Here is a 15,536-nt window from a genome sequence, read left to right as displayed (position 1 = left end):
TCACCATACCTTCCATACTTGTTGTCCTTGATTCCACATTTTGTTGACTTCTAAGAGATTTTTATACGTATCGATGGCCGTCCAAAATCCGTAATGGCGGTACACAGCAAGCTCCCCGTCTTTGGCAAGGTTCTTCAGCGGTTCATCTTCGAACATCGCGTTCCCGTCCTTCGGCAAATACTCGAAAACCTTTGGACTGAGAACGAAGAATCCGCCGTTGATAATTCCGTCACTTGATGTCTTCTCAGAAAATGTTTTCGCCATGCCATCCTCAACCGTCAAGGTGCCAAACTGCGAGACTTTGTCAATCCCGGTGACAGTCGCGACAGCACCTTTTGTCTGATGATAGCTGATGAGATGGAAAAGATTGATATTGGCCAGCCCGTCCCCATAGGTGAGCAGAAATGTTTCATCACCGATATAGTCTTTCGCCTGCAAGATTCTTCCGGCTGTCAGCGTATCTTCCCCAGTCTCCAAAAACGTAATTTTCCACGTTTCAGGCTGCCCCAGGATCTGTACCTCTCCCGTAGAGGTGTCGAGTGTCAGGCTGTTGTGCTTCCATTCATAGTCGAGAAAGTATTCCTTGATTTTTTCGCCTTTATAGCCCAACAGCAGAATAAACTCGTTTACTCCGTAGTACTGATAAATTTTCATAATATGCCATAGAATCGGTTTGCCGCCTATCATGGCGAGCGGTTTAGGAATGTCATTCGTGACTTCACTCATTCTCGTTCCTTTTCCGCCGCAGAGAATGACCGCTTTCATCTCTACCCCTCATCTCTATGAATATTGAGTTCGAAACCTGGTACATCTTCACAATCTATCAAGGCATTTCCCCGATAATTTGTCCGATTTCAATCCGGTTTCAAAATCTACTGTAATGATATGAGAGAAAGACGGCCTTGGTGACCAAATAGAATCTATTTTTTGAAGTTGGTTATGTAACCAAAAAAAAGAGCCTTGAGCGAAGGCAATGCGCCCGCTCAAGGCTCTTTTTCATCTTATTTGATTTCTTTTTCCTTGCCGTAATGATAGTCTGACGGATCAACGGCTTTGAAATCATTTAGTTTATGGAACCTCAGCAAGTCTTTGTACAGGACACTGTCTGAAAGGCTCAGCTGCTGGTTCACTCTTGTTTTCAGATTCTTCGTTTCTTCATTCGCTTTCAGTTTTTCACCTGTCTTCGTATCGTAAATGATATTGTCGACTGATGTGTACTTCGGCGTTACGAAGTCTCCGTTTCTGAATGCCACCGTATCGTCGTGGTCTTTAGAGAATAAATCAGTACCAAAGTTGATATATTTCTGAGAATCAATTCCTTCTAAGTGCAGAAGTGTCGGCATAACGTCAATTTCGCCGCCATACGTATGGTTCACTCCGCCTTTTTTGCCAGGAACGCGGATCATCAGCGGCACACGCTGGTTCTGTGCGTTTTGATAATCTGTGATCTCTTTTCCAAGAATCTCTTTCATCGCTCGGTTATGGTTTTCAGAAATACCGTTATGGTCACCGTAAATCATGATGACTGAGTTGTCATACAGGCCGGCTTCCTTCAGCTCCTTGAAGAATTGCTCAAGCGCTTCGTCAAGGTAACGCGCTGTTTGGAAGTAGCTGTCAACAGTGTTATCGCCAGTTGTCGCTTTTTTAAGAGACGCGTCTTTTTCATCCAGGTTAAACGGATAATGGTTTGTCAAAGTAATCAAATGAGCGTAAAACGGCTGTTTAAGAGACTCAAGCTTTGGAATCGATTCTGTAAAGAACGGCTTATCCTTAAGTCCCATGTTAATCACATTTTCATCTGACATATCATACGTGCTTGCGTCGAAGAACTTGTCATATCCGATATGTTTGTAAATCTGGTCACGGTTCCAGAACGATTTGTAATCACCATGCAGGACGGCGCTTGTATAGCCTTCCTTCTGGTCTAAAATCGCAGGAAGCGACTGGTACGTGTTTTCGCCTTTCGTCACAAACGCGGAGCCTTCAGGAAGACCGAAGATCGAGTTATCCATTGTCAGCTCGGCATCAGATGTTTTTCCCTGGCCTGTCTGATGGAAGAAGTTATCAAAATACGTCACATCTTCCCCGCCGTGCGCAAGTTTATTTAAGAAAGGCGTCACCTCTTCACCGTTTAGCTTGTAGTCAATCAGGAATGACTGGAAGCTTTCGAGGTGAATTTTAATGATATTTTTGCCTTTGGCAGAGCCGAAGTACTCGGCGTTCGGTTTCGCATAATGAGACGTCGTGTAATTCTCGACGCTTGTTAAATCATCGCTGCTTGCATAGGCCCGTTGCGTTTCTGTTTGAGCCGTCTGCACACCGTCATAAATGGTGTAGTTGTAAAGACCTAAATACTTCACGATATAATTGCGGTCAAACGTTCTTGTCAGCAGCTGCGGACGGTCTTTTTCCGCATAGTGCAGGTTGATGAAAAACAGTGCGATCCCAGAAAGGATCACTAAAGACGCAAAGCGTTTTTTCATTTTGTATTCTTTTAATTCAGGTCTCCAGATCAATACCGCAATCAAAATGATAATATCTAAGAAATAGAAAATATCATGACCGGCCATGATACTGAAAATCCCGTCTCCCATGTTTCCAACGTTTCCGGACTGTTTAATGTTCGGGAACGTCAAGAAATCGTCAAAGAAACGATAGAATAAAATATTTGCATATAACACAAATGTCATCAAGAAATCGATAATCAGCATAATAATGGCTGATTTACGCCCTTTCGCCAGCAAAGCCAGTCCTAAAAAGAAGACGGCGCTTGAGAATGGGTTAAATATCAGGAGGATCTCCTGAGTTGTGCCTTTTACCCCAAGATTAAACTCAGTCTTGTAGGATAAATACGTTTTTGCCCAAAACAGTATAACAGCCAGCACAAAAAAGCTAAGTTTGTAAGAAAAAAGTTTCTTCATGGCAACCTCTACTTTCTTAAACACTTTAAGTTCTTCATTCATATTTACCTGCTCTTTATATCCTGCCTTCCAATTCCTTCTTTCCAAACAAAATCAAGGCATCACACAACAATAAATACACCGCGGCAAGCCGGAATATTTATGTTTCGCACCATATCATTTTTATTACAACCATTTGGAAACCAATCACTGGACGAAAGAAACCTTCATTTCGTTTCACATTTTTTTCTCGGAAATAAAAAAAGGATTTCTTTTGTCATGTGTGCCTTTGAAAAAAGAAATAGATACCGAGTATAAGAATAACATAAACTAGCAAAAACGAAAAATAGGTTTTGCAGACAGCCCGCCCTTCCGGCGGACTGAAGTTATTGTATGCACTAATGTTTAGTGCGATCACTATTTTTTCGAAAGGACAAAAAAGACTGGATGTCTCCAGTCTTCTTTATCTATATCCCTGCCCAGACATCCTTAGCGTACATACCGGTATCCTGCAGATGTCTCAGCCAGTTTTGCGCTTCTTGCTCCCCGGTGCCATGAACAGACTGATACGCCTTTTGCAATGCCGCCTCCACATCCGGGGCCATTTTGCTGCCGTCACCACATACATAAAGCCTGCCTCCGCGGTCAAGGATCGATATTAACGTTTCTGCATGGTCAGCCATGACATGCTGGACATACGTTTTCGGCATGCCTTCTTTGCGGGAAAAGGCTGTGTGGACAGTGACAATTCCGTCTTTTTCAAACTGCTCAAGCTCATCGCGGTATATAAAATCACGATCGTTTCTGCATCCAAAATAGAGATGAGCTTCACCGAGCGTTTTCCCCTCCCGCTTTAAAACTTCGCGGGCTTGAAGGAAACCGCGGAATGGCGCGACTCCCGTGCCAGGTCCGACCATAATGATTGGCGTTTCAGGGTCTTCTGGAAGCTGAAACCGGGATTCCGGTGTGCGGACAAACATCACGAGATCATCACCGGCTTGGCGCTCAGCTAAATCATTTGAAGCCACGCCCCTGTATTCGCCACGGCCGCTCCACGCAGGGCCGCGCACGACACCGACTGTGATTGATGCTTGCCGCGGATTCACTCTTGGAGAGCTTGAAATCGAATAATATCTCGGTTTTAACGGCCGTAAAAGCTCTAAAAATCGTTCAAACGGCATGTCGCACGCTTCATACTTTTCAAGCAGATCCAGCATGGAAATTCGTTTTTTCAATATTTGCTTCTGATAAACACCCTCTGCTGACAATTCTTCTAATTCACGCCTATGCGGCGGACACACTGTAAATGCCGCCAGTTCACGTATTTGCGCTCTTGTGGCTGCTTCCTGCACCTCGACGCTGTAGCTGAGAAGATCATGCAGGCTGACAGGCCGGCCCAATGGCAGATGCCCCGCACTGTGGCCGCTTGCCGACAATGTCACTTGGTCGGTTCCCTTCAGGCCGAATCTGTGGAGAATCCGGCTGACATTGGTTTGGCTGTTTTTTGGCAATACGCCAAGATGGTCGCCCTCTTGATATTCAACATCCGGCGGCAATGCAATTTCGATATGGCGAGTGCTGCGGTCGCTGTCTGCGGACTGGAGTTCACGATTTTCGGCAATGGATGCGTGAGAGGCTTCGTACGATCTAGCCAGCGGAGACTCGCCCAGCCCTCTTACAAACTGAAGGCTCAGCGTGCTTCGTTCCTTATCAGCGTTTTCATTAAGCTCAAGTCCGAATGCCTTAATGGCGTCCGCCCACATGCTTTTTTTCCATTCGTCAAGCTGCCCTTCAAAATCACCGCTGACATCACCTTCCCCGCGCGCAGAAAACCGAGTCGCGCCTTTCTCTGCAAGCTGCTCATCAATGAATCTCGGCACGTATTGATACGTGCTCGCCCAGTTGTGGTCGCCGCAGCCAAATACCGCGTAATGGACGCCCTCAAGCTCACCCGGTTTGATTTCTTGAAGCCACTGCACGAACTGTCCGGCATTGCTTGGCGGTTTTCCATTATAAGACGAGGTCACAATGACAACCGCTCCCTCTTTAGGCAGCTTTCCAATCCGGTCGTTCAGAGGTGCTGTCTCTGTCCTTACGCCGTGAAGACTGGCAGTATCAGCAAGCTCCCGGGCGACGCCTTCTGCAGTGCCGGTATCTGAGCCGTACAGCACGAGAAGCGGGCGGTTGTTAAGACCGATGACCGATGCGCCCTTTCCTTCCGTTTTCTCCTTTTGCTCATCAGACGCGGCTTTTTCAACTGCCTGAACGTCCGCATGAATGGCTTCCTGATGACGGCTTTGAACCCTGATGTGAAAATCGCCCGGCTTAAGTGTTAAGGTTTGTTTGATATCAAGCTCATAATTCTCATGATCAATCAGCGTGAAATATTTTAGAATCATGCCTAACACAAGTGTGGCTTCATGAAGGGCAAACTGCATGCCGATACAGGCCCGTTGTCCATTTCCGAATGGTTTGTACGCATGATGAGGCACTTGGTCCTGATGCTTGAACCGTTCCGGCCGGAATTCCTCGGCGTCCTTTCCCCAAGCGTCTCGATCACGATGAAGCTGCGGAATCAGCACAGAAATTCTGTCTTTCGTCGTGATCGGGAATTTCCCCCCAATGACTGTGTCTTCTTTTGGATAAAGGCTGAAAGCCGGAGCTGTCGGCCATAAGCGCAGTGATTCATTTAAAATCATCCGTATGTATGTAAGCTCCACCACTTGTTTATAGGTCGGCGCTGCATCCGTCAGCACCCGATCGACCTCTTCATACGCCTTTTTCAGTTTGTCAGGGTGCTTCAATAAAAAGTAGGTCGCAAAGGAAAGCAGGCCGCTCGTTGTTTCATGGCCGGCAATCAAAAACGTGATGATCTGAAAACGGATATTTTCGTCGTCGAGCTTTTCACCCGTTTCCGGATCTTCCACATTCAGCATGCGGGCGAGCAAATCTTTTTCACCCTGGTCTCCATTCGATCTGCGCTCTGCAATAATGCTGTCGACTAACGAAAACATCGTTTGGATATCATGGCGGAATTGCCGCTTTGTTCTGACCATAAGCTTATCTTGAACATCAAGCCGCTGCATTTGATGCATCGCTTCATCAAGCGCCCGCACCATACTGTTGATAAACGGGTGGGGCGTTTCTCTGTAGTAACTGTTAAAGCGGTAGTTAAACCCGCATAGCCCAATGGTGTCGAGCGTCAGCCGGGTCATATCTCCCGGGACATCGACTGCTTCATTCGGGTTGAGCCTTGCCCATTTTTGAATGAGCTGAACAGCGATATCGACCATTTTCTCATGATAGTCCTTCATGGCCCGCTGGCTGAACGTCGGCATCAGAATGTTGTGCGCTTTTCTCCAGTTAGGCTCATGCGTCCAGCTCGTAAACAATCCGTCACCGGAAAACGCGCGAACCTTTTCCAAGGCGCCTTCAATGCTTTTATCAAACCGTTCTTCATCACAAACCTCTTTCACCAATTCGTGGCCGGACACTAAAATGGTCGTGCCCGCGGGTGTATGGATTTGAAAAATCGGGCCCTGTTCTTCCGCCAGTTTGATCAGCGAAAGCGTCGGCTTGTCTTTATCGATTAAAGGCAAATTGCCGAGCGGCCCAAACGTCTTCGGCTGAGGAATCGGGCTTGTTTCCTTCATCGAACCATTCCTTTCCGTATGAGATGCCTTCTATTTGACTACATTTCCCTTTCATGGTCATGATTATTCCGTTCTCCCAATTGACGCATGATTGCTGTTTTTTCTATACTTGAGAAGCTGTACAATACGCGAATAAGGTGAGTTTATATATGGATTTTGAAATTCGGTTTTTATCCTTTTATGTCATACAGGTGGAAGGCAAAGATGAGCAGGCGAACAAGCAGTTCAAGCACTTCCAGACCCTTGATACGGGCGAATTTGAAGAAAGCGAGCTAAAGGACTTTCTCGACGGGGAACTGAAAAAAATCGTCAAACGGAAAGCAGACCGCCATCCGCAGTCCGAGCAGGTCCCGACGAAAATCGGCCATTTTATCGTCGAGCCCGGCCACGAGCTCGATTCTAACCCAAACTACAACATGTTCAACCGCGCGCGTCTGGCGGAAACAAAAGAAGACTTCAATGAGCTGAGCGAGCAGTTCGTCCGCACGTACCTTGACACAAGCGCGGTTCGCGGCGGCGTGTTTCTCGTCGCTTCGGCCGTACCGAGAAAATACTTTGACGAGTCATTTGTCTTTATTATGAAATGTGACTTTGAGCCGAAGGTCGCCCGCATCTCTGACGCGTCTTCTCTCATTAAAAAAGTCGAAATGGCGATCACGACAAAAAACATGAAAAGCATCCAATACCCGTACATGCCAGAGGAAGGAATGGTCGAAGAAGGTGAGCTAAAAATCCATCAGGCCTCGCACGCCCGCTATTTTGAGGACTTTCTGAAATTCGTCGAGTACGGCGAATCGATGCCGGAAATCATGAAAAATCAGGTCATGAACATGGTGCAGGAGCACGTCTACGAGACATTTGAAGACAACAGCGAAGAGCTCAAGCAGTTCGAGCACGACATTGAAATTTGGGAAGCAAGCGAAAAGCGGGAAATCCAAGAGCGCCTCGACACCCATCAAGTCATCGAAGCCTCCGCCCAAATCATCGAGCACACGCCAGAGGCCCAACTGAAAATGAAAGTCGGAGAAACAGAGATTAAGGGATTGCTAGCGGATTTTGGCGACTCCATTCATCTCGCAAAAGTAAACGGGCGCTATGTCGCGCTGATTGAAGCCGAGACCATTTCGTTTGAAAAGGGCAGTTCGCCGGTGGAGTTTTATAAGCCTGAGGGGCTGCATGAGGTGATTGAGCGGATAAGGAATAAAACAGAGCAAGACTAAAAAGTCCAGAAATCACTTTCTGGACTTTTCCTATTTAATACCCTTCCCTCAACACCGCATAGCACTCCCCGATCAGCTCTTCCGTTGCCGGCTCTTCTGTTAGCCCGCGGCGGACGATTTCTGAGGATAGGTTCTGAACTTTGAGCGCTCGTGGGGCCCTTCTTTTGTAGTACGCCTGTAATGCTGTTTCGTGGTCGGCGTGGTTTTGGAGTTCTTCGGCGAGGACGATGGCATCCTCGATCGCCATTGCCGCTCCTTGCGCCAGGGTCGGCGCGCCGGCGTGGGCGGCGTCTCCTCCGATGACAACGCGGCCTTTATGCCATGGCTCCTGCACGGCGACCTGCTCCAGTTTGTTAAAGATGACAGGATGCTGTTTTGACATGTGCTTTGTGACAAAATCCAGCCCCCGAAAACCAGAAAGAATCTCTTTTACTCTATCAAACCGGGTATCTTCCTCATCCCAGTAATCGCTCGTGCAAGGCTGGAGGACGAAGACATAGCCAGCGTGTTCTGCCAATGGCACCACCCCGATTTGTGTGTCTCCGCTTCTATACATGAATGTTGCGTCCTCGAATGTGTAATCAGGAAGTTCGATATAAAAGCGCCACGCTCCCATGCCGAGATGCTCTTTTTCCGTCTCCTTTTGCAGCATTATATCGCGAACAACGGAGTGAATGCCGTCAAAGCCCGCCAGAATGTCAGCCTGCATCTTTTCTCCATCTTCACATACGGCAGTGACCGATTCAGCTGTTTCTTCATAAGCAACAACCTTTTTCCCCAACTTGATGTCTACACCCGCCGCCTCGGCATGCTTCAGGAGAATGTCATTTAACGTTTTGCGCAGGATATTATTGCGTCCCGGAAGTGAATCGTCTAAAAAGGATTCACTGACTTGAAACAGCAAATCCCCCTGTTCATCAAACGTTTTAAACCATTCTGTTTGAAAGCCGTGCTTACAGCACTCTTCGAATACGCCCAGTTCTTTCAACACCGCGAGTGCGTTTTGCGGCTGAAGAATCCCCGCACCTGTTTTTCGGTTTTCTGAAGCCGCTTCACATAAGGTGACGAAAAACCCTGCCTTACGGAGAGAAATGGCCGCTGACAAGCCGCCGATTCCGCCTCCTGCTATTAACATATGTTTCATATAAATAACCACCTTTTCAGCTCTATATGTATTAGTTAGGCACCTAACTATATTACCTTACTATGTCCCAAGAAAAGCTGTCAATCATCTCCAAGCCAAGTTGCGTTATGGTTTTCCCTCCTTTATAATCGTGTCACAACGAATGTACGGGAGCTACTTGCGATGGAATTAAAACATTTACCGAAATATAAGCATATAACAGAGCACGCCGAAACGTATGCCAATATTGACGCCGGCTCTCTTGAATTGTTTTTATCTCTTTTTGATATTTCAAAAAAAATGAATCATGTGATGGAGCATTACTTTGCTGGCCGAGGGCTATCAGAAGGAAAATTCAAAATCCTGATGCTGCTCTTTGATGCCAAGGATCATAGGTTAAGTCCGACAGAGCTTGCCAAGCAGTCAAACGTCACGAAAGCGACGATTACAGGTCTGCTGAACGGGCTGGTGAGAGACGGTTTTGTCAGCCGCAGGTATCACACAGAGGATAAACGAAAAATCAGCATTGAACTGACAACGGAAGGCAAAGCACGCCTTGAGGAATTTCTGCCCGGCCATTTCAGCAAAATCTCAGCGGTCATGGAAAACTACAGCAACGAGGAAAAAGACATGTTCGTAAAGATGCTTGGTGATCTTTTTGAAAGGCTGAGCGTATTTAAAGACTAAAAAACCCGTCCGACCAGGACAGGCTAAAGCGTCTTTTCTTCTGAAGCCGGATACGCATCCGGCTGTTTTTTCTTTATGACCGTAACAAATATGCCGCCGATGACACATGTAATGCCAATCAAATGCACAAGCTCAAACGGCTCCTTCAATGCACGCCTGACAACATGACAGACGCACGACTCCACCTGCCTTTTTTATGTATAGCAAAAAACGCCTATCCAATGACAGGCGCTTTTTCATTAATCATCACTGCTCAAAATGCCGAAGAAGCGGAGCAGGTTGATGAATAAGTTGATAAAGTCAAGATACAGCGATAATGCCATAACGGGAATCAAGTCTTCCGTAATGTGGCGGTGTTTGATTTGGTTCAAATCATACAAAATGTAAAGGGAAAAGACGATGGTTCCGATCACGGAATACGCCATCATCGCCGCTGAGTTTAACGGGCTGAAAATGTTGAAAATCCCTACCACTGCGAGGGCGAGCACCGCAACCAGCAGAAATGACCACAGGAAGGATAAATCCTTCTTCATTTTTGCGCCGATTGTGCCCAAGACGGCAAAAATGACAAATGTAGAGCCAAAGGCTTCAAGCACGACATAGGCGCCGGCGATGGAAGCGTAATGGCTGACGATCGGAAATAAGGTAATGCCGGAAACGAACGCGAATGTATATACAAACGCATACCCGACCGCTTTTCTTCTGCGCATCCAGAAGGCCAGAATAATCATCGCCACTTCAAGAATAGAAAGCGGCAGCATCAAAGCGACAGGAACAAATTGGCCGATAAAAAGGCCGACAGTCGCGATCAGCAATGTGAAGACAAAGACTGTCAAAATGCGTTGCATGATCGATTGCTTACTCTCGTGAACCGTAGCTTGCATGTCAAAAATCCTCCTAAAAAATGATCTTAAAGGTCTATTATATAAAAATTGGATGAAATATGTATATGTTTTAAGGAGAATTTAATGAAAACAAACGCCCTTTACATTATCATTTTGATTCTTTCCTTTTCAGCGAAAAACGGTGCTTTTCTATTTTCTCAATTTGGGTAATCTGAGAATCATGAACCGTAATCTGAACGGTGCCGAAATGGAGTGTTTCCAGCGAGCTGATGATTTTTTCAATCACTTCCGGATCAATCGTTGATTTTGAAACCAAAAGACCTTCCCCCCTGTTGAATAGGTTTTAATTCACAGTATTCTTATAAGAATTATAATATTATGTTTTTTTCGATAAATCAATGGTGATTTCTGTTCAAATCAAAAAGGCATATGATCACCCGGTGACGGACAATCATATGCCTGGAAACTTCCTATTTGTTTTCTTCCAATTCCTCAACAATACAGCGGACACCCATGTTTTCTAATGCCTGCTTCAGCGTGCCGTACGTTTCATATTCACTAAAATCAAGCCCCAATTGAATCGATGTTTGGGCCACATCCGGGCGAATCCCTGAAAATACGGCTTTGACGCCTAATAAGAAAAGCGTTTTAGACAGGTTGTACAATTGCTGAGCCACCATGGTATCCACAATCGGAACACCCGAAAGATCAACGACGAGGCTTGTGATTTTTCTCTCGACACAGCGGACCGGCACTGTTTCTAAAATGACCTGTGCCCGTTTTGTATCAATTGAGCCGATAAGCGGCAATATCCCGATTCCATCGGCAATGGAAATGACCGGGCAGCCAAGCTCTGAGATCAATTCCTGCTGAGATGTGAGCCTCATCAGCATGAATTTTTGGTACTGCTCGGAGAATTCAATAATCAGCTTATCGAACGACTGATTCACAATGCGGTTCCATCGGTCTGCATCCTCATTTGTCACAATCTCCTGATTCTCTTTTATAAATGTGGCGACTGCGTCCCAGAATGAGATTCTTGAATTGGATATGGCTTCTACGACCTCATGAACTTGAACATCCTGCTCTACCCTGTTTTTCGCAACGTTTTGCGCCCATTTTGTCATGTTTTCTTGAAAATCGGTTTGATCCTCCAGAAATGCGCTTGCGATTGTTATATTGGTAAATGTATGCTGCTCGGTTAAAAGTGTTTTCGTTTCTTCACTTAAATGGCTGGCGGAATATAGCTCGCCTTTTAGCTGGCAACGCAAACTGAACCATTTCTCAGTAATATCCGCAGTGTTGTCTATGATATATTGATATAATAATTGATCGATATTCACGGTCTGTCTCCTTTTTCGTAATAGAAGCACTTTCATTATAAAATGATAAATCGGAATTGTGAATAAGACTAGAGAAAAATCAAATGATTCTGCTCTCTGAGAGCATTCCTGCTTCATATCCTTAGGCGAATGCACCAATAAGAGTCCGCCCGCATAAACTGCAATGTACAGTTTACAATGAGAAAGGACGTTATCACATGTATTATGTTGATCCTTATATGTTTGCGGGGCATTTTTATGAGCCTTGGCCTGCTTTTGAATATGAATACCGATATCCATGGCCTGGCATTGGCAGCGGCGCTGTTCCGGGCTCTGGCGGCGGCCCTGGCATTGGCGGCGGTGCTGTTCCAGGCTTTGGCGGCGGCTCCGGCCCTGGTATTGGCGGTGGCGCTGTTCCAGGCTTTGGCGGCGGCTCCGGTCCTGGTATTGGCAGCGGTGCCAGCCCAGGCTTCGGCGGTGCCCCGCAGGGACCTCCTCCTTCCCAAATACCAGCGAAACCCCCAAAACCGCAGGGTTCTCAAGGAGCCGTTTTGTTAGTTGAACCCATCACCATTCGTCCTTGCCTTTTCCGATTTACCTATGTTTGGTTAACCAATGGCCGCTCATTTTGGTTTTACCCGATCATCCTTGGCAGAAGATCCGTCGGCGGCTTTTATTGGGATTCCTCACGGCGCCGCTGGGTTTATTTCGCCTTAGACACAAATCACATCGATGTTGTAAGCTGCTCATTTTAATAATCAGCCGGTTTCCCGGCTGATTTTTTTATGTTACTTCGGCTGTAAACAGGTTATAGTATTATTATCTTTTCAACTTGGAGGTTTCCCTATGATCAAACAAATTGGCACTGTTGCTGTATATGTCGAGGACCAGCAGAAAGCGAAGCAATTTTGGACAGAGAAGGTAGGCTTTGATATTGCAGCGGACCACCCAATGGGACCTGAAGCAAGCTGGCTGGAGGTTGCGCCAAAAGGGGCCGAGACTCGTTTAGTCATTTACCCGAAAGCCATGATGAAAGGCTCAGAGCAAATGAAGGCTTCTATTGTGTTTGAATGCGAAGACATCTTTGGTACATACGAGAAAATGAAGACAAACGGTGTAGAATTTCTCGGTGAGCCCAATCAAATGGAGTGGGGCACCTTCGTTCAATTTAAGGACGAAGACGGAAATGTGTTTTTATTAAAAGAATAAACTGTTGCGCACGGCGGTTCGATTCCGTCCTGCGCTTTCTTTGACATTGAGAATGAATTTCATTTACAATTATTCATATGTGAGAATGATTGGAGTGAGACAAATGTTTGTACAGTTGAGAAAAATGACGGTTAAAGAAGGCTTTGCAGATAAAGTCATAGAACGTTTCAGCGCTGAAGGAATCATTGAAAAACAAGAAGGTTTATTTGATGTGACAGTGCTTGAGAAAAATGTACGCCGCGGTGATGAAGAAGTTGTTGTCATGATTCGCTGGGAATCAGAGGATCACTGGAAGCAATGGGAAAAAAGCGATGCGCATATCGCCGGCCATAAAGCAAACAAAGGCAAACCAAAGCCTGACTATCTGATCAGCACTGAAGTGAGCATGTACCATGTACGTGCTGTCAAACAAGGGACATACAATCAATAAAAAGCTTGCGCCTTGCTGCAAGCTTTTTTCTAAGAGTCATGTTGATCTGCTTTGTTCGTATGTTACGGTATACAGCGGCTTATTTTTATGCCATTCTGCAAATAACACGTCCTCCGTCTTATCAATGTTCTTCTTTTTCAATTCTTGCTTCAGCCACTGTTCATCCACACCTGCTTCCTTCAAATTATCCCGGACAACCTCTCCATCTATGATTAAAGTGATCGGCAGGGAAACAGACTTCGAAGGAATCTGCAAATCCTTATTTGTCGGTTTGTCAAAGTCGGATTTGGGGAGCACGCTGACCATCCCGTTTGTTTCAAGAATCGCATATTCCACTTCTTGGATCGAAAAACTCCCCGCTTGCCTCAATAGGCTTTGCAGCTGGTTAATGTCTATCTTATTTTTCTTCATTACTTTATATTGAAGCTCTCCTTTGCGGATGACGATATTCGGCTCACCCTCCAAGAACTTTCGCGATGATTTCATTTTTTGCGTGATAAATTCAATAACATAAATCAGCACGCCCCACAGCAGCGAAGCAAAAATGATTTCTTTGATTTTGATATCATGATCGTAGACGGCATTTCCGACCAATTCTCCTAAAATTAAAGCAGAAATAAAGTCAAACGGCGTAATTTGAGAAAATTGGGTTTTCCCGAGAAGCTTTAAGATAATAAATAAAATGCCTAAACCGCAGACCAATTCTACCGCAACACTTAAATAATCTCCCATATTGATAGCACCTACTTCTTGATTATACTATCAGTATGGTCAATGGTTTCTTTTCTAAACCGGAAAAGCTCCGCTCAACGTTGCATGGTGCATTGGAGCATGTCATTGAAAAGCTGCTCTGCATCACTGCGGTCAATCCTGACAAGCGGGTCATTGAGGAAAGCTTGAAACGCGAGGCCAGTATCCTTTGTTAGACCTGCTTCCGACACTGCCTCTTGATTGGATATATGCCTAGCCGCCAGCATTTCCACCCCTTTCGGAAGCGCTCCGGAAAAAATCGGCTGGACACCGTTCATTGTGATGAATGCGTTTGTTTCGACAATAGCTTGTATAGGAAGGTTTGAGACCTGGCCTTGATTCGGCATATTTACATTTGTGACGAGTTCACCCAATCCGAGAAGAGCCGCTATGATGTTCACGCCTTCTTCTCCCGAAGCTTTCTCAGCAACGCCCCGTTGTTGCACGATCAACCGTTCTGTTTCTTGTCGTTTCTCAGCTCTGTCTTGTTTTCTGAATGATATAGGTGTGAGATGAAATTTCCATACTTCAGGCTGTTTGAGGTATGGGCCGGGAAGAAACTCTGCCAGATGCCTGTCTCCTGCAGCAGGGATGGCGCCATACGTTTCAAATAAATTAAACGCAACACGGTGTGCCGAACAAAAGACGCTGTCCCTCCAGCTTTCCCCCTCCAGCTCATATCCTGATTCCCCATAGTGCGCGCTGAATTCACGGAATATAGGCAGCAGGTCAATATGGCGGTAAGAGGCTTTTGTGATCCATGTAAAATGGTTAATGCCGAGCACATTAACGCGGATATCCTCACGCCGCGGCACCTCTATCCCCAGCCTTTCCGTGACCATTTCCGCCAATAGCTTTTGCGTCCCGAATACCTCGTGGCAGCAGCCAATCGCTTTGATTCCGGGAAACACTTTATACAGCACCCTTGTACAGACAGACATCGGGTTTGTATAATTAATGACCCATGATTCAGGTGCGTAGTCTCTTATTGCCCGGGCAATTTCTGCAAATATCGGCACAGCACGCAAGCCTCTGATGATCCCTCCAGGCCCGACAGTATCACCTACAGACTGATAAATACCGCAGCGCTCAGGCAAGTGGACATCGACTTCCATATCATCCAGTGATCCCGGCAAAATGGAAATAATAACGATATCAGCGGCTGATAACGCCTTTTTCAAAGTAGAAACAGCCTCATATCTCCATCTGCCGTTCCCGCTGTGATTGCCGATCACTTCATTTTTCTGAGCGGCTTCAAAATCAAGATCATAGAGCGCCACCGTGCCTGACATCCGTTCATCAATCGACAAATCACTCATCAGGCTTCTGGCCCAGCCTTGGGACCCCCCGCCGATATAGGCAATCTTAATCTGATCTAATGTACTGATATGAAACAC

At 46.0% G+C, this 15,536-nt stretch carries 14 protein-coding genes and 1 pseudogene; 5 read left to right on the top strand and 10 right to left on the bottom strand.

Annotated elements, in window-relative coordinates; genetic code table 11:
• The 3 genes from WA279_RS13690 to cypD all read right to left on the bottom strand — a co-directional run bounded on the left by WA279_RS13690 (position 1) and on the right by cypD (position 6,553).
• Entirely contained in the window at positions 1–765 is a 765-nt protein-coding gene (locus tag WA279_RS13690; protein WP_336155660.1) for a glucose-1-phosphate cytidylyltransferase, read from the bottom strand.
• A 236-nt stretch (positions 766–1,001) separates the two neighbouring features.
• On the bottom strand, positions 1,002–2,921 hold the full coding sequence (ltaS1, locus tag WA279_RS13685; protein ID WP_003243930.1) for a lipoteichoic acid synthase LtaS1: 1,920 nt from the start codon (positions 2,919–2,921) through the stop codon (positions 1,002–1,004).
• 446 nt (positions 2,922–3,367) lie between these two features.
• Positions 3,368–6,553, bottom strand: coding sequence for a bifunctional P-450/NADPH--P450 reductase (gene cypD / locus WA279_RS13680; protein WP_336155658.1), 3,186 nt, complete (start codon positions 6,551–6,553; stop codon positions 3,368–3,370).
• Between the two features lie 149 nt (positions 6,554–6,702).
• On the opposite strand from cypD, the gene WA279_RS13675 reads away from it, so the two are divergent.
• A complete protein-coding gene (locus WA279_RS13675; RefSeq protein ID WP_003233793.1) occupies positions 6,703–7,773 on the top strand; it encodes a DUF3900 domain-containing protein in 1,071 nt (356 codons plus the stop codon).
• Positions 7,774–7,807: 34 nt separating this feature from the next.
• On the opposite strand, the gene WA279_RS13670 is transcribed toward WA279_RS13675, so the two are convergent.
• Entirely contained in the window at positions 7,808–8,917 is a 1,110-nt protein-coding gene (locus WA279_RS13670; RefSeq protein ID WP_336155655.1) for an FAD-dependent oxidoreductase, read from the bottom strand.
• 162 nt (positions 8,918–9,079) lie between these two features.
• Between WA279_RS13670 and yetL the strand changes: the two genes are divergently transcribed.
• Complete coding sequence (gene yetL / locus WA279_RS13665; protein WP_336155653.1) at positions 9,080–9,583, top strand: transcriptional regulator YetL; 504 nt, start codon at positions 9,080–9,082, stop codon at positions 9,581–9,583.
• Between the two features lie 23 nt (positions 9,584–9,606).
• Here the strand turns inward: yetL and WA279_RS13660 are convergent.
• The 4 genes and pseudogenes from WA279_RS13660 to WA279_RS13645 form a co-directional block, all read right to left on the bottom strand.
• Positions 9,607–9,758 (bottom strand): annotated as a pseudogene (locus WA279_RS13660) (DMT family transporter); the annotation flags it as partial.
• A gap of 64 nt (positions 9,759–9,822) precedes the next feature.
• On the bottom strand, positions 9,823–10,467 hold the full coding sequence (locus WA279_RS13655) for a Bax inhibitor-1/YccA family protein (protein ID WP_003244397.1): 645 nt from the start codon (positions 10,465–10,467) through the stop codon (positions 9,823–9,825).
• Positions 10,468–10,576: 109 nt separating this feature from the next.
• Positions 10,577–10,744, bottom strand: a complete 168-nt coding sequence (locus WA279_RS13650) for a YezD family protein (protein ID WP_251188053.1) — start codon at positions 10,742–10,744, stop codon at positions 10,577–10,579.
• Positions 10,745–10,898: 154 nt separating this feature from the next.
• The gene (locus WA279_RS13645; protein ID WP_032722991.1) at positions 10,899–11,771 is read right to left on the bottom strand and encodes an STAS domain-containing protein; all 873 of its coding nucleotides are present in this window, start codon (positions 11,769–11,771) and stop codon (positions 10,899–10,901) included.
• Between the two features lie 197 nt (positions 11,772–11,968).
• Here WA279_RS13645 and WA279_RS13640 point away from each other — a divergent pair, with 197 nt between their 5' ends.
• From WA279_RS13640 to hmoA, 3 genes are all read left to right on the top strand, one after another.
• Complete coding sequence (locus WA279_RS13640; protein ID WP_336155647.1) at positions 11,969–12,505, top strand: hypothetical protein; 537 nt, start codon at positions 11,969–11,971, stop codon at positions 12,503–12,505.
• A 91-nt stretch (positions 12,506–12,596) separates the two neighbouring features.
• Positions 12,597–12,959, top strand: a complete 363-nt coding sequence (locus WA279_RS13635) for a VOC family protein (RefSeq protein WP_003233803.1) — start codon at positions 12,597–12,599, stop codon at positions 12,957–12,959.
• A gap of 103 nt (positions 12,960–13,062) precedes the next feature.
• Positions 13,063–13,389 carry a heme-degrading oxygenase HmoA gene (gene hmoA, locus WA279_RS13630; protein ID WP_336155645.1) on the top strand — a complete coding sequence of 109 codons (327 nt, stop codon included), beginning with the start codon at positions 13,063–13,065 and terminating at the stop codon, positions 13,387–13,389.
• Positions 13,390–13,425: 36 nt separating this feature from the next.
• On the opposite strand, the gene WA279_RS13625 is transcribed toward hmoA, so the two are convergent.
• Positions 13,426–14,121, bottom strand: coding sequence for a DUF421 domain-containing protein (locus tag WA279_RS13625; RefSeq protein ID WP_015383052.1), 696 nt, complete (start codon positions 14,119–14,121; stop codon positions 13,426–13,428).
• Between the two features lie 74 nt (positions 14,122–14,195).
• Positions 14,196–15,536, bottom strand: a complete 1,341-nt coding sequence (gene lplD, locus WA279_RS13620) for an alpha-galacturonidase LplD (RefSeq protein ID WP_336155643.1) — start codon at positions 15,534–15,536, stop codon at positions 14,196–14,198.

Origin of the sequence: Bacillus sp. 204(2023), from assembly GCF_037027505.1 — a bacterium.
In the GTDB taxonomy this organism is placed as follows: Bacteria; Bacillota; Bacilli; order Bacillales; family Bacillaceae; genus Bacillus; species Bacillus subtilis.
Note: the sequence above shows the minus strand (reverse complement) of the source record. Positions and strands in the feature narration are given on the sequence as shown.

Bases quoted from the DNA above. Each gene is read 5' to 3' on its own strand.
- WA279_RS13690 (WP_336155660.1), bottom strand. From the start codon at position 765: ATGAAAGCGGTCATTCTCTGCGGCGGAAAAGGAACGAGAATGAGTGAA.
- ltaS1 (WP_003243930.1), bottom strand. From the start codon at position 2,921: ATGAAGAAACTTTTTTCTTACAAACTTAGCTTTTTTGTGCTGGCTGTT.
- cypD (WP_336155658.1), bottom strand. From the start codon at position 6,553: ATGAAGGAAACAAGCCCGATTCCTCAGCCGAAGACGTTTGGGCCGCTC.
- WA279_RS13675 (WP_003233793.1), top strand. From the start codon at position 6,703: ATGGATTTTGAAATTCGGTTTTTATCCTTTTATGTCATACAGGTGGAA.
- WA279_RS13670 (WP_336155655.1), bottom strand. From the start codon at position 8,917: ATGAAACATATGTTAATAGCAGGAGGCGGAATCGGCGGCTTGTCAGCG.
- yetL (WP_336155653.1), top strand. From the start codon at position 9,080: ATGGAATTAAAACATTTACCGAAATATAAGCATATAACAGAGCACGCC.
- WA279_RS13655 (WP_003244397.1), bottom strand. From the start codon at position 10,467: ATGCAAGCTACGGTTCACGAGAGTAAGCAATCGATCATGCAACGCATT.
- WA279_RS13640 (WP_336155647.1), top strand. From the start codon at position 11,969: ATGTATTATGTTGATCCTTATATGTTTGCGGGGCATTTTTATGAGCCT.
- WA279_RS13635 (WP_003233803.1), top strand. From the start codon at position 12,597: ATGATCAAACAAATTGGCACTGTTGCTGTATATGTCGAGGACCAGCAG.
- hmoA (WP_336155645.1), top strand. From the start codon at position 13,063: ATGTTTGTACAGTTGAGAAAAATGACGGTTAAAGAAGGCTTTGCAGAT.
- WA279_RS13625 (WP_015383052.1), bottom strand. From the start codon at position 14,121: ATGGGAGATTATTTAAGTGTTGCGGTAGAATTGGTCTGCGGTTTAGGC.